At 70.7% G+C, this 13998-nt stretch carries 13 protein-coding genes; 9 read left to right on the top strand and 4 right to left on the bottom strand.

From position 1 onward, the window contains the following. Positions 1 to 38: 38 nt before the first annotated feature. Positions 39 to 281 carry a hypothetical protein gene (locus WMF14_RS31540; protein ID WP_437792233.1) on the bottom strand — a complete coding sequence of 81 codons (243 nt, stop codon included), beginning with the start codon at positions 279 to 281 and terminating at the stop codon, positions 39 to 41. A gap of 523 nt (positions 282 to 804) precedes the next feature. On the opposite strand from WMF14_RS31540, the gene WMF14_RS31535 reads away from it, so the two are divergent. The 8 genes from WMF14_RS31535 to WMF14_RS31500 all read left to right on the top strand — a co-directional run bounded on the left by WMF14_RS31535 (position 805) and on the right by WMF14_RS31500 (position 11262). Beyond that, a complete protein-coding gene (locus tag WMF14_RS31535; protein WP_437792231.1) occupies positions 805 to 2952 on the top strand; it encodes a DUF2169 family type VI secretion system accessory protein in 2148 nt (715 codons plus the stop codon). Between the two features lie 81 nt (positions 2953 to 3033). Further along, on the top strand, positions 3034 to 5454 hold the full coding sequence (locus WMF14_RS31530) for a type VI secretion system Vgr family protein (RefSeq protein ID WP_437792228.1): 2421 nt from the start codon (positions 3034 to 3036) through the stop codon (positions 5452 to 5454). A gap of 108 nt (positions 5455 to 5562) precedes the next feature. After that, positions 5563 to 6027 carry a hypothetical protein gene (locus tag WMF14_RS31525; protein ID WP_272094604.1) on the top strand — a complete coding sequence of 155 codons (465 nt, stop codon included), beginning with the start codon at positions 5563 to 5565 and terminating at the stop codon, positions 6025 to 6027. A 34-nt stretch (positions 6028 to 6061) separates the two neighbouring features. Next, the gene (locus tag WMF14_RS31520) at positions 6062 to 8704 is read left to right on the top strand and encodes a DUF2169 family type VI secretion system accessory protein (protein ID WP_437792225.1); all 2643 of its coding nucleotides are present in this window, start codon (positions 6062 to 6064) and stop codon (positions 8702 to 8704) included. Next, a complete protein-coding gene (locus tag WMF14_RS31515) occupies positions 8701 to 9750 on the top strand; it encodes a pentapeptide repeat-containing protein (RefSeq protein WP_437792224.1) in 1050 nt (349 codons plus the stop codon). Before WMF14_RS31520 ends, WMF14_RS31515 begins: the two co-directional genes overlap by 4 nt. A gap of 19 nt (positions 9751 to 9769) precedes the next feature. Beyond that, positions 9770 to 10414: a DUF3540 domain-containing protein gene (locus tag WMF14_RS31510; protein ID WP_437792222.1), complete on the top strand. Its 645-nt coding sequence runs from the start codon at positions 9770 to 9772 to the stop codon at positions 10412 to 10414. 9 nt (positions 10415 to 10423) lie between these two features. Further along, the gene (locus WMF14_RS31505; protein WP_012238290.1) at positions 10424 to 10816 is read left to right on the top strand and encodes a DUF4150 domain-containing protein; all 393 of its coding nucleotides are present in this window, start codon (positions 10424 to 10426) and stop codon (positions 10814 to 10816) included. Continuing rightward, entirely contained in the window at positions 10813 to 11262 is a 450-nt protein-coding gene (locus WMF14_RS31500; protein ID WP_272094600.1) for a hypothetical protein, read from the top strand. Before WMF14_RS31505 ends, WMF14_RS31500 begins: the two co-directional genes overlap by 4 nt. A gap of 51 nt (positions 11263 to 11313) precedes the next feature. Here the strand turns inward: WMF14_RS31500 and WMF14_RS31495 are convergent, their stop codons facing one another. After that, entirely contained in the window at positions 11314 to 11565 is a 252-nt protein-coding gene (locus tag WMF14_RS31495; RefSeq protein ID WP_437792220.1) for a hypothetical protein, read from the bottom strand. Positions 11566 to 11667: 102 nt separating this feature from the next. On the opposite strand from WMF14_RS31495, the gene WMF14_RS31490 reads away from it, so the two are divergent. Continuing rightward, positions 11668 to 12024: a four helix bundle protein gene (locus WMF14_RS31490; protein WP_373372163.1), complete on the top strand. Its 357-nt coding sequence runs from the start codon at positions 11668 to 11670 to the stop codon at positions 12022 to 12024. 172 nt (positions 12025 to 12196) lie between these two features. On the opposite strand, the gene WMF14_RS31485 is transcribed toward WMF14_RS31490, so the two are convergent. Together WMF14_RS31485 and WMF14_RS31480 are read right to left on the bottom strand one after the other, a co-directional pair. Continuing rightward, positions 12197 to 12910 carry a hypothetical protein gene (locus WMF14_RS31485; protein WP_437792219.1) on the bottom strand — a complete coding sequence of 238 codons (714 nt, stop codon included), beginning with the start codon at positions 12908 to 12910 and terminating at the stop codon, positions 12197 to 12199. A 46-nt stretch (positions 12911 to 12956) separates the two neighbouring features. Next, complete coding sequence (locus WMF14_RS31480) at positions 12957 to 13790, bottom strand: hypothetical protein (protein ID WP_437792217.1); 834 nt, start codon at positions 13788 to 13790, stop codon at positions 12957 to 12959. Positions 13791 to 13998 lie beyond the last annotated feature (208 nt).

Genomic DNA, 13998 nt, shown 5'->3' with positions numbered 1-13998 from the left:
AGAGCATCGGCGTTAGCCAAGCGTTGCTCCGCGTTCTCCTACATCCGAACGTTTACGTGGTCGTGGGTCGTAGTCGTAGTCGTGGTCGTGGTCGTAGTCGTGGTCGTGGTCGTGGTCGTGGTCGTGGTCGTGGTCGTGGTCGTCAACGGTAGGCCGTGAACGACCACGACCACGACCACGTTCACGTAAACGACCACGACCACGACCACGTTCACGTAAACGTCCACGACCACGTTCACGACCACGACCACGACCACGTAAACGTCCACGTAAACGCACATCTCGATTCGATTGCGACCGCCTCGCGTCTGGCTGGCATCATGGCCAGCGCCGTCGCCACTGCCGCGCTCCTCCCATGGCGCGGGGGGAGTTCGAATCCGATGGTCGTGGCTCTCCGCATCGAGTTGATGGGGATTGGCCTTCCCGTGGTTCTCTTCTCGGCGCCCCTCGTCGATGCGCTGGGCCACGCGAGAACCGGGCAGGTGGTCCCGGTGACGAAGGCGGTCGCCACGAGGAGCTTGGCTTTCGGATCGAGGTTGGATCTTGGCCCCCGACAACCCCACACACCGCGATCACCGGAGCCTCTTCACCGCGCCATGCTCCCGCGAGAGAACCCGACGGCGAGCGGACTCCGGTGAGGTCCCGCGCTTGCGCCCGATAGGCGAGCGAGGTTATGTTGAGCGGCTCAGAGCCCTTCGCTGCCGTCGAGGTGCGTGGGCCCCGTGACCACGCGTCGTGCAATCGCCCTGGCCCCTCTCCGTCGTCGCCCTGTCGCCATCCGCCTGCGGCGCCGTTCTGTGGCGCATGCGGGGCGCAGAGCGGCTCACCGTCGTCGTCAAGGCCACCTTTGCCCTCGTGCACGACAGGAGCGCAGAGCTCGCCGCAGCGGCCGATCTGGTCCGCACCGACCAGCTTCGGGAGGGGTGGGGCAGCCTCGAAGAGGCCAGTGAGACAGCACCCTACCTGCCGGGCGCCGGGGTCATTGTGCGCGGGCACGCCTGCGCGCCCGCGGGAACGACCGCCACGGCTCTCCCGGTGCGGCTCGCGCTCTTCCGCGATGGCCGCTGGATCCTCAACAAGACGCTTCATGTCTTCGGCGACCGCACGCGAGAGGCGCCGAGCCCCCGCCCGTTCAGCAGGATGCCGCTCGTGTACGAGCGCGCGTTCGGCGGCCCACGTCTCGATGTGAACCCGGTGGGCGTGGGCTCCGACGCTGCGCTGCCGAGCATCGTCGATCCGGGCGATCCGATGCGGCCGGCGGGCTTCGGCCCGATCGCGAGGCACTGGGCCCCGCGGCGGCATCTCCTTGCGCGGGATCAGGCGGCCGACCCTCCGGCGCTGGATCTCGACGGCAGCTTCGACTTCCGGTACTTCCACGCCGCGCCTGCGGATCAGCAGATCGACCTCCTCCGCGGCGACGAGTGGATCTTCCTCGAGGGCCTGCACCCGCATTGGCCGTGGCTCCGGTCCAGCCTGCCTTCGGCCCGCGGGCTCGCGCGGCTCTATCGGGCCGGGCCGGAAGGGGAGGACCACGGGCAGCCGGTCGAGCTCGTCGCCGACACGCTGACCATCGACGCCGACCGGCTGCTCTGCTCCGTGCTCTGGCGAGGGAACGTCGCCCTGCTGGCGGGCGACACGCCGGCCCGCATGCGCGTGGTCGCGGGCGTCGAGATGCCGGGGCAGCCCCTGGCGTGGCCTTCTGCAGCGGCCGCGCCTTCGCCGCCCCATCGCCGGCATGGAGCGCTCGGCCCCGTCGCGGGCGAGCGGCCGATCGCCAGGACGCTGGTGGTCGACGACAACACGGTCGATGCCCGCGACAGCGGCCTCGTCGTGGACAGGAAGATGAAGTCGCCGTTCGCGCTCGCCGCGCCCGGCAGCGGGCGTGCTTCCCCGGTGACAGCGATCCCGGGGGCGCCCTGGAGCGCCCGTCCGCACCTGGCGCCGCTGCCTCCGCTGCCCGCCGCCATGGCGAGCGGCCCGACAAACCTCGATGCACCGCAGCTCGGCGCTGCGCTCCTCGACCTCACGGTGACGGCGATCACCGAGAACACTGCCGGGCCTGTCGCACCACCGCACGCCCCGGCCGCGCCCGCTGTGGCATCGCCCATCGCGCCCGCTGTGGCTTCGCTCGGCGCGCCCACCGCGCCCGCTGTGGCTTCGCTCGGCACGCCCGCCGCGCCCGCTGTGGCTTCGCTCGGCATGCCCGCCGCGCCCGCTGTGGCGTCGCCCGCCGCGGCCTCGCCCGCCGCCACGTCGCCCGAGCCGGAGATCCGGGGCCTCCGCGCAACGTTGCTCGCCCGCCTCAGGAGCGGCCAGCCGCTCCACGACCTGGAGCTCGCGGGCGCCGAGCTCGACGGCATCGACTTCAGCGGCGCCTCGCTCGAGCGCCTGAACCTCGCCGGCTCGACGCTCACCCGATGCAACTTCACGTCGGCGCGCCTCTCCGGGGCGAACATGAGCGGTACGGATCTGACGGACGCGAGCCTCCACGCGGCCGATCTGACGCGCGCCGATCTCTCCCGCGCCACGCTGGACCGCGCGCAGCTCTCCTCCGCGCTCCTCAAGAACGCCGACCTCGCCTTCGCGAAGGGGTCGCGCGCGCGCTTCGAGGACGCGTCGCTCGAGGGCGCCGACCTGCGGCAAGCGCGCCTCGTCGAGGCCGTCTTCGATCGGGCGTGCCTCGCGGACATCAACGCGACGAAGGCCGATATCTCGCGAGCGAGCCTCGCGGGCGCCAACCTCGCGGGCGCCGTCCTGCGCGCGGCGAAGCTGAAGGAGGCGAGCCTGCCGTGCGCCAACGTCGAGGGCGCCGATCTGCGCGACGCGGACCTCGCGGGCGCCAACGTCTATGGGGTCAAGCTCGCGAGCGCGAAATCGAGCGGCGCCATCCTGCGCGCGCTCGTCGAGATCCCACCGGCGGACGCCGGCATCGACGGTTCTTCGGCAGGTTGACCGCCTGACGGATTCTGCCTAGTTCTATCAGCGAGCTCCTCGGGACGACTGGCGGACGACTCACCTGGTGGCATCGGGCGTGTGCCCTCGAACAACGCAGGGAAGGCCATGGACGACCTCATCAAGATCTCATCGGGCGTGCTCCCCAGCTCCACGCGCGTCGTCGGCTTTCGAGGCGTCGAGGCCATCTCGCGCCCGTATCAGATCGAGATCTTCCTCCTGCTCCAGGGCGAGGACGCCGAGTCCTTGGACCTGCCCGATGCCGTCGGCGCCAAGGCGTCGCTCGTGCTCGACTGGCCCAGAGACAACGTCCCGCCCTTCGTCTTCGCCGGCGTCCTCGCGACCGTGGGCCTGCTCCACGAGCTGGACGGGCGCTCGCTCCTCCGGGCGGTGCTGGTCCCGAAGCTCTGGCTGCTCGGCCTCTCCAAGCGCAGCCGCATCTTCACCAGGCTGTCGCTGCCCGACGTCATGAAGGCCGTCCTCGAGGAGAACGGCATCGGACCCGACGAGTACGAGATGCGCCTCGGCAGCTACGAGGTCGAGGAGCACATCTGCCAATACCGGGAGAGCGATCTCGACTTCCTGGCGCGGTGGATGGAGCGCGAAGGCATCTTCTACTTCTTCGAGCACACGCCCGACGGCGACAAGGTCGTCTTTTGCGACACGAAGTCGTACGAGGAGGACCCCATCGGCGAGCCTGTCCGGTACCACCCGCAACTGGGTTACGACGTGAGCGCGGGGATGTCGCTCCGCACGTTCACCAGCCAGCACACGACCTTGCCGGCGGTGATCAAGCTCAAGGATTACGACTATGCGCGGCCCAACCTGAGCGTCGCCGGGTCGGCGCGCGTATCGCCGAACGGCGCGGGCGAGGTGAGCCTGTACGGCGAGCGCTTCTTCACGCCGTCCGCGGGCGAGCGGCTCGCGAAGATCCGGGCCGAGGAGCTGCTCGCGCGGCAGGTGCTTTACCAGGGGACGGGCACGCGGCTGCACCTCCGGCCCGGCTACACGTTCGAGCTCGAAGAGCACCCGCGCGCGGCGTTCAACGCGAAGCACCTCACCATCGAGGCGCACCATCACGGCAACCAGCTGGCCGGGGCCACCGGGTACCGCGAGCTGCTCGATCTGCCGCACGAGGAGGCCTATTTCGTCGAGATCACCGCCATCCCCGCGAAGACGCAGCTCCGCGCGGAGTCCCGCACGCCCTGGCCCCGCATCTACGGATACGAGAACGGCACCGTCGACGGCCCGGCCGAGAGCGAGTACGCCCAGATCGACGATCTCGGCCGCTACAACGTGAAGTTCAAGTTCGACGAGAGCAACCTGAAGAGCGGGAAGGCCTCGACGTTCGTGCGCATGATGCAGCCGCACGGCGGCGGTATCGAGGGCTTTCATTTCCCGCTCCGCAGGGGCACGGAGGTGGTGCTCAGCTTCCTCGGCGGCGACCCCGACCGGCCGGTGATCGCGGGCGTGGTGCCGAACGCGCTCACGCCGAGCCCGGTCACGAGCGGCAACCACACGAAGAACGTCCTCCAGACCGGCGGGCGGAACCGGCTCGAGCTCGAGGACAAGACAGGGCAGCAGCGCGTCACCCTCTCGACGCCTTACTCGAACACGTACCTTCGCATGGGCGCGCCGAACGACGAGCACGAGCTCATCGTGAAGACGGACGACAACACGCTGCTCGACGCGGGCAAGAACTTCGACCAGACCGTGGGCCTGAACGGCGGAGGCTCCTGGGTCGCCACCATCAAGGACAACTGGATCACCCACGTGCAGTCCGGGATCCACGAGCTCTTCGTCGACGCCAACACCTCGTACACCGAGGTCAAGGGCGACACGGCGCTCCACGTCCTGAGCGGCAACCTCTTCACCGACGTCGACGCGGGCGTGATGACCACCACGGTGAAGGGAGACACCACCACGACGGTGAAGACCGGCAATTACACGGTCAACGTCGAGGCCGGGGACACCCTCGTCGACACGAAGGCCGGGACCACGACCGTCAAGAGCAAGGGCAAGATGACGCTCGAGACGCAGGACCAGTGCGAGGTCAGCGTCAAGACCAACATGATCCAGACGGTCGACGGCAACCTGATGGGGCAGATCAAGGGGGCCGAAGAGCTCAAGACCTACGGTCCGTTCAAGAAGCTCTTCGTCTCGAACAACGTCAACGTGACGGCCGGTATCAAGTCCGACACGTTCCTCGGCCTCTCGAACACCAACGCCGTCGGCGCCAGCGTCTCCACCTTCATCGGCGCGAAGGCGACGCTGGAGCTCTCGGCCGCGCTCACCGCGACCTACGCGGCCAAGCTCGACATCACGGGCGGCGTGGCGCTGGCGTTCAAATGGGGCGCCTCGCTCGCGATCAACAGCGCCGTCGAGGTCACGGTGAAGCCTGTCTCCATCCAGTCGGGCGCGGCGAAGATCTCTCAGCTGCCGACGCGGCTCGCGATGACAGCGCTGCGTTATCACCTCTCCGGCGTCCATGTGCTCAGCTGAGAGAGCGAGCAAGGTCATCTCGTCCAGGAGCTCGGCCTCGACCGCCGGCGCCCGCGGCCAGGCCGCGGCTCGGCGCCCGTGAGCCCGAAGGGGAGATCGCGCAGCGACATGGGTACGATCATCGTCCTCTCTGCCATCCTCGTGCCGCTCCTCGTCCTCGCGGCTATCCTCTTCTTCGTCTTCCGCAGGGAAGAAGCCGGCATCCGCGCAGGGCAAGAGCGGATGACCCAGTTCGCCGCGAGAGCGGCTCGCGCGAGCCTCGCTCAGGCCACGGTGGTGTCGAGCCGGACCCTCGGCACCTTCGAAGACGGCGCCATGGCCTTCGTCGAGCTCCGGCTGGAGGTGCAGCCGCCCGGCGGGGCCGTGTACCTCGCGAGGACGGAGTGGGAGCTGAACATCAGCTCGCTGTCGATGGCGGAGCCGGGAAAGCGCGTCGCCGTCAAGATCGATGGTGACGACCCCGAGCTCGTTTATCCTGACGTGAGCTGGGCCAATCTGTCTCGCTCGTACATCGCGCGCGGGGCGAGGGACAATCGCGTCAATAGCGCCAATAGCGCTACTCGCGCCAACTGAGCGCCTGTCCGGCTTGAGCGACCCCCCATCCCCTATGCGCGTCATCAAACCCCAACGTGTCTCCGTCCTGCAGCGCGTGTTCGAGCTGCAGCAGCAGCGCTTCCTCGCGCTCGGCCTCACGGCGTACCTCCCGCTCGACGCTCCGGAGCTCCCGCTCCCGGAGATCGCGATGTGGCAGGAGATCCCGAAGCAGCTCGGCAAGGACGTCGCGCTCGACGAGGGGCTGCCGAAGCCGCGGGGCGAGGTCCTCGCCTTCGGCAAGGCGTTCGCGGCGGGCGGCACCCCGCGCCCGGCGTTCCGGGCCCGCGTCCAGGTCGGCCCGATCGACAAGGCCGTGTACGTCGTCGGCAAGCGCCGCTGGGAGCGCGGCGTGCCGAGCGAGCCCGAGCCCCTGACCGAGCTCGCCCTCGGCTGGGACAGGGCCTTCGGCGGGCCAGGCTTCGCCCCGAACCCGATCGGGACGGGGTTTGCCCCGGCCGAGGAGGACGGGAAGAGCTACCACCCGCTCCCGCAGCTCGAGCACCCGAAACACCTCATCACCTCGCCAGGCGATCGGCCGCCTCCCATGGCGTTCGGGCCCCTCGACCCCACCTGGCCCGAGCGCCACGCGAAGCTCGGGACGTACGACGCGGCGTGGCTCGAGAACGACTTCCCGGGCTTCGCCCGCGATCTCGACCCGGAGTACTTCATGGTGGCGCCGCCCGATCAACGCCTGCCCGGCTTCTTCCAGGGCGGGGAGCCGATCGCGCTCGAGCAGCTCCACCCCGAGCAGGCCACGCTGACGGGCCGCGTGACCGAGCTCGTCGCGCGTTGCTTCGTGACCCGGACCTCGCGAGAGGACGCGCTCGAGGAGATCGGGACGAGGCTCGAGACGCTCGTGCTCCTGCCCAACATCCGCCGCATGATCGCGATCTTCCGGGGCGTCGCGCGCGTCGAGGAGGACGACGCCCGCGATGTGAAGTGCCTGCTGGCCGCGCTCGAGCGCCGCGGCGCCCCCCGGCCGAAGGAGCACTACGACGCCGTCCTGGCGCAGCGCCTCGACAAGAAGAAGGGGCACCTCGTCGCCCTGCGCGATCGCGATCTGCTCCCGGACCCTGACCCCGACGCCCCCGCGCTGCCGGACGAGAAGATCAGCGACATGGACGAGCTCCTGCGCCGCGAGGGCGTGCTGGAGCGGCGGTCGCGCGACCGGGCGCAGCGGGAGCTCGACAACGCCCGCATGTCCGTGCGGGTGCTCGGGATCGATCCGGACGAGAAGGGCATCCCGCGCGAGCTGCCGCCGCCGGAGGCGCCGCCGAAGCTCGACGAGCTGCCCGAGTACATGGAGCGGGTCGAGGCGGAGGCCGCCCGCCTCGAGGCCGAGGCGAAGGTCAAGCAGGCCGAGGCCCTCGATCAGGCGCGCCAGAACCTCGCCGAGCACGGCATCGACATCGACGAGGTGATCGAGAAATCGAAGCGCGAGGCAGGCGGGCCGCCCAGGTTTCGCGCGGACGAGCACCTCGCCCGCATGCGAGAGACCGCCCAGATCGGCCGCGACCTCGGCGCCCCGATGGACGAGCTCGAGGCCCAGCTCGAGGATCCGGCGTTCCTCGCGAGGCTGCGCAAGCTCGAGGAGGCGCAGATCCTCGCCTACAGGCAGGCCGCGCACCACATGGCGCCCGCGGCGATCCTGGACGACGCGGCCCAGCGCGACCTCCGCGGGCGCGTGGAGGCGGCGGTCGCGTCGGGGAGCCCGATGACCGGCTGGGACCTCACCGGCGCCGACCTCCGCGGGCTCGACCTGTCCGGGGCCGTCCTGCGGGAGGCGCTCCTCGAGCGCGCGGACCTGCGCGACTGCGCGCTCGCCGGCGCGGATCTGTCGGGCGCCGTGCTGGTGCGGGCTCGCCTCGAGGGCGCCCGCCTCGAGGGCGTCCGCCTCGAGGGCGCGAACCTCGGCGAGGTCGAGGCGCGCGGGGCCGACCTCGGCGGCGCGCGCCTCGCCAAGGCGATCCTGCAGCGCGGCGAGCTCGAGGGCGTGCGCTTCGCCGGCGCCGACCTCCGCGGCGCCGACCTGTTCGAGGCGCGCCTCGCGCGCTGCGACCTCGCGGGCGCGCTCGCGGACGAGGTCCTCTTCTACGAGTGCGACCTCGAGGGGGCGCGGCTGGATCGCGCAAGTCTTCGGAAAGCCACGTTTTTCCGGTGCCGCATGGCCGGCGCGAGCCTCGCGGAGGCCGTGATCGAGGGCGCGGCGCTCGTCGAGACGGCCGCCGAGGGCGCTTGCTTCCGAGCCGCCCGCGCGAACAACCTGCGCCTCGTGCTCGCGTGCCAGCTCGGCGGGGCCGATTTCTCGGGCGCGGAGCTCGCCCTCGCGACGATGCGCGGCGCCTCGCTGAAGGGCGCCGGGCTCGCGCGCGTGCGGGCCGACGGCTGCGACCTCAGCGAGTCGGACTTGCAGGAGGCCCGCCTCGCGGGCGCGAGCCTGCAAGGGGCGCGGCTGATGCGCGCGGATCTCGGCGACGCCGAGCTGTCGGACGCGAACCTGATGGAGGCGATGCTGCAAGGAGCGAAGGTCCACGGCGCGTCGTTCCTCCGGGCGAACCTGTTCCGCGCGAACCTGATGGGCACCGAGGGCGACGCGCGCACGAGCTTCAAGGACGCCCACGTCGTCCGGACCTTGTTCCCGAGGCGAAAGCGATGACCAAGGACGATCTCCTCGCCCGCGTCGCGAGCGCGGATCCGGTAGTCGACGAGGATCTCGCGGGCATGGACCTCCGCGGCGCGGATCTCTCCGGAGCCGTCTTCGAGCGCGTGTCGTTCCGGGGCGCCGACCTCACGGGCGCGCAGCTCCACGAGGCCATCTTCTCGGATTGCCGGTTCGAGGGGGCGCAGCTCGCGGGGGCGCGCCTCCGCCACGGCACGTGGGACCGGTGCACGTTCCTCGCGGCCGACCTGCGTGAGGCCGATCTGGTCGCCGCCAGCCTCGTCGAGTGCGATCTGTCGCGGTCCTCGCTCGACGGCGCCGACCTGACCATCGCGAGCCTGATCAAGCCGCGTCTGGAGGAGGCGAGCCTGAAGGGGGCGAACCTCGACCGCGCCGCGCTCGTCGACGCCGACGCCCCGCGGGTGAGCTTCGAGGGCGCGAACCTCGTGCAGACCGTGCTCCTCAAGGCGGACCTGTCGACGGCGCGCCTGCGCGGCGCGCGCCTCGAGAAGGCGATGCTGATCGGGGGCAAGCTCGCCGGCCAGGATCTCTCGGGGATGGATCTCACGCTCGCGCAGCTCATGGAGGTCGATCTCAGCGGCTGCGACCTCCGGGGCGCGCGGATGGCGCAGACGAATTTCAAGGGTGCTTCCCTCGCGGGCGCGCGCCTCGACGAGGCGAGCCTCGAGCGGGCCCTCTTCGCGGAGGCCTGCCTGTCGGACGCGACGCTCAGGAAGGCGAAGCTCGACCAGGCGCTCTTCGTGAAGGCGCGGCTCGAGGGCGCGAGCCTCGCGGGCGCGAGCGCGCAGCAGGCCATCTTCAAGCACGCGAGCTGCGCCCGCGCGACGTTCGCCGGCGCCGACCTGACGTACGCCGATTTCTCGTACGCGGACCTCGCGGGCGCCGACTTCTCGCACTGCACGCTGTTCCGCGCGCGGTTCCACCGGACGCGCGAGCAGGACACACGATTCACGAACCGATCCGCGGCGCTCGGCGACGACGAGGAGCTCAGCAACGCGGAGCGGCGCGCGGAGGGCCGATGAGCTCGGCACGGAGGTACCGATGAGAGACAATCTGGCAAGGAAGCTGGCGTGGCCTGCGCAGGAGGTCGCGATCGTGGTGGGCGTCTCGGGTCGCAGCCTGCGTGTCAGGTCGAGCTCGGGCGAGCTGGAGGCGCGGCGGGCCGCCAGCTGTCTGCTCGATCCCGCCCTCGGCGACGAGGTGCTCGTCGCGCACCACGAGCGCGGTTCGCACGTGCTCGCGGTGCTCGAGCGCGACGACGTGGCGCCGGCGCGGCTCTCGGCCGAGGGCGACCTGGAGATCGCCGCCGCGTCGGGCAGGGTCTCGGTGAGCGGGCGCGATGGGGTCGAGCTGATCACGCCCGCCGAGGCCACGATCGCCGCGGGATCCGCGCGCCTGTCGGCGGCGCGCGCCGACGCGGTGGTCGGGGTCCTGAGCCTCCTCGGCGACAGCCTCACGGCGAAGGTCGACCGCATCAAGACCGTGGCGCAGTCGGTGGAGACGGTCGCCGAGCGCCTCGTCCAGCGGCTCGACCGGGCCTATCGCTTCATCGCGCGCTCCGAGACGGTGCGCGCCGAGTACCTGGAGATCGAGGCGCGGGCCGCGTTCCACGTCAAGGCGGAGACGACGCTCGTGAACAGCGGCGGGCTGACCAAGATCGACGGTTCCCAGATCCACCTTGGCTGAGGGGGCGAGATGTTCGCGAACACGCAGATGATGGGCATGTCTCTCGGCGCACCCGACGTGTGCCTCACGCCGATGCCGGCCCCGACCCCGGTCCCGTACCCGAACATCGCGATGCAGCCGATGGGCATCCCGGCCGCGTACAACGTGCTGTTCATGTGCACGCCGGCGCACAACCTGGCGACCACCGTGCCGCTCACGAACGGCGACAATCCCGGCGTCGCCCTAGGGGTCGCCTCGGGCATGGTGATGGGCCCGTCGCGGCATGTCACGGCGTCGTTCACCGTGCTTGCCGGCGGCATCCCGGCCACGCGATTGACCAGCATGACGATCACGAACTCGACGAACTGCCCGGCCGTATCGATCGTCCCGAGCCAGGTCAAAGTGCTCCTCCTCGCGCCGTGAGGGACCATAGCAGGCACCGCCTGGCGCTCATCACGAGCCGCTATGCGGCGCGGCAGCAAGAGAAGCTCGCGAGCGATCGCCGGGCCTTCGACGACGCCTTCCGGGCGGTGAGCGGCGAGGTGATAAAGCCCGTCCTCGAGGAGGTCGCGTCCGAGCTCCGCTCCGCCGGGCACGTTCCGCGCATCGCGCTCGATGAGGAGCCCGAGGCGCCGAGCATCGCGCTCGAGCTCGGGATCCGGGGAGCGAGCGCCCCGCCGGGGGTGGACCGCATCGCCTTCGCGGTCATCCAGCGGCGCGAGGCGCCGGAGGTCCTCGCCTATCTCATCGTGAGGCCGCCGCCGATGGATCTCCTGCGTTTCGCGAGCCCCGCCGAGATCACCGCATACCAGGTGGAGCAGCTCGTGATCGACGCGATCGAGCACATCTTCGCGTGCCGCTCCGTGTGATGCGCACGGCCACGCACGGTCGGCCCTGCCGCGGCGCGGGCGACGCAGGGTCTAGTTACAGCCCTGGCTGCTGAGCCACGAAACCCCGCGGTTCTTCTCCGAGTTCCCGCTCGATCCGCCTCCGTCCGTGTTCGCGAACGACATGGCGACGCTTCTCCCGGTGGAAACGCGGTCGTAGTCGCGTCGTGTCGTAGTCGTAGTCGTGGTCGTGGTCGTGGTCGTAGTCGTGGTCGTGGTCGTGGTCGTGGTCGTGGTCGTGGTCGTGGTCGTGGTCGTGGTCGTGGTCGTGGTCGTCGACGACACGATCGTAGACGTAAACGTTCTTCCGAAACCTCGGCCGACGACTGTCTCCACCTCCGTTCGATTCCGCGCAACCGAGTTTTACGTCGCGTCGAAATCCCTGCCATGTTCGGATTCCAACGACTTGACGTCTATCGCTGCGCCATCTCGTTCCTCGCTCTCAGCGCTCCGTTGGCAGCTCGATCTCCTCGCGGGCATGGTGAGCTGGCTGATCAGCTGCGTCGAGCGGCGCTCTCCGTTCCGCTCAACATCGCGGAGGGCAGCGGCAAGCCGGAGCGAGATGCGCGCCGGTTCTATGCGATAGCGAGGGGCTCGGCGCTGGAGTGCGCTGCGATCCTCGATGTGTTCGAAGCCCTGGGGCTCGTCACCGCACAGGAGCTCGTGGAGCCTCGCGAACTGCTGGAGAGGACGGTCTCGATGCTCACGAAGATGGCGCTGAGCGAGGTGAATCGTGGGAAATGAGAGAGGACTTCTGGGGGACGTTCACGTTCACGAACGGTCGTTGACGACCACGACCACGACCACGATCACGACCACGACTACGACTACGACTACGACCACGACCACGACCACGTTCGTGACCGTGGGGGGGAGCGGGTTTCACCTGTTTCGCTCGCTCACGCGAGCTCGATCCTCAAAAGCGCACGCGCAGGGTTGCGCCCGCGGGGCCGACGGTGAGCTCGGGGGCTTGGTCTGCCACCTTGTGAGGGATATCGTCGCGCACCCAGACCCGCTGGTTGGAGGCGAGGCCCGCGATGAGCAGCACGCAGCCGGTCACCTGCGTGGCCCCGTCGAGGAGGAGGAGGGCGGCGGCGAGCTGGCCGTCGTCATCGTCGACGTCGACCTCCTCGCCCGTGCCGAGCGTGATGAACGGGCCGCCCACGGGCACGAGCATCGGCGAGTAGCTGACGGCATCCCTGTCTCCCGAGCTGAGGATGGTCCCCGCCGTCAGCGCCGCGAGCGCCCACGCGCTGCCGAGGACGATCGACCCCGCGACCACCAGCCCGCGGTTCATCTGCGTCTCGACGCGATAGCCCGCCGGCCGGATCCCACCTTCCGTGTAGGTCAGCTTTCGCGGCATGCCGAGGATGACGGACGGCGAATACGGCACGTAGCCGGGCGGCACGTGGTCTGGCGCCGGCGCGTATCCAGGCGGCAGCGCGTAGCCGGGCGGCGCGTATCCAGGCGGTGCGTATCCAGGCGGTGCGTATCCAGGCGGCGGCGCGTAGCCAGGCGGCGGCGCGCTCTGTGCGGACGGGGGGGCCTCGCCCTCCGCCGTAGCCGGCGCTGCGAGCGCAAGCGCGCCAACCAGCGCGGCCAGCGAGAGGACGGTGCGGATCGCGGTCACGTGCGTCTCCCTTCGGGGTGAGGGCTGTCGGCGCGGGGGCGTCGGTTCAGAATCGCCATCGGAGCCCAGCGGAGGACGCGCCGATCGAAACCGCAGGCCAGCGGGTCACCGCGGGCCCGGGGTCGCGTGAGCTCACCGTGAACTGGCGCTCGAGGTAGACGTCCTCGTTCGCGAGACCGGCGGCGTACAGGAGGAGCCCGCCCACCTGGGTCACGGCGTCCATCGTGAGCCAGAAGATGCCCGCGCCCTCCGCTTCCAGGGTCCCGGCCGCGAGCATCGGGCCGGCGAACGGGATGAACAGCGGCCCGAACTCGCCGAAATCGTCGTTGTCGAGCGACGCGATGCCTGCGACCGTGAACGTGAGCGCGTACGGGATGCCGAACGTCAGCAGCCCCGCCGTGACGAGCTTGCGGTCCGCCCTGGTCCGGAGCGCGTAGCCGCGCGGGATCGGGTCCCCCTCTTCGTACTCGATGGTCCGTGGGTTGGCCCACGGCGGGAGCGGCGGCGTCGGCAGGTAGTAGCCCTGCGCGATGGGCAGCAGCGCGCCACCCGCCGGAGCGATGGGGACCGGCGCCGGGGCGATCGGGGCGGGCACCGGAGCGATCGGGGTGGGCGCTGGAGCGATCGGGACGGGCGCTGGAGCGATCGGGGCGGGCGCTGGAGCGATCGGGGCACCCGCTGTCGCCGGCGCCGTGCCTGGCGCGGCGGGCCTCATTGCGTCGCCGCGCGGCGGCTTCGGCGCGCCCTGCGCCTGCGCGGCCGCCGGCGCGGCGAGCCCGAGCAGCGCCGCGAGCACCGCGGCGGCCCGCGTGCCGCGGGCGCGCGGCGCGGCGATGCGGTGATGCGGTACGATACTCCCTTTCGTTTGCCCGATCGGCATGCTGGCTCCCGTCACGCTCGCGCGACGACTCCGAGGAACTGCGGGGGGCTTCGGTGCAGCGGGGCCAGGATACGCGGACCGTTCACGAACTCAATCCGCCCGCACACCGTCGACGTGCGCGGCGCTGGAAGCCCCGACGCTGGCGAGCCGCTCGCCCGCTCCGTCGTCGAGCGCGGCCTGAGCGCCCGCGCGGCGCCGCCGCCCCGCC

Origin of the sequence: Sorangium sp. So ce693 (assembly GCF_051521375.1) — a bacterium.
Lineage (GTDB): Bacteria > Myxococcota_A > Polyangia > Polyangiales > Polyangiaceae > Sorangium > Sorangium atrum.
The sequence above is the reverse complement of the archived record's forward strand: the minus strand, read 5'-3'. Positions and strand labels throughout refer to the sequence as shown.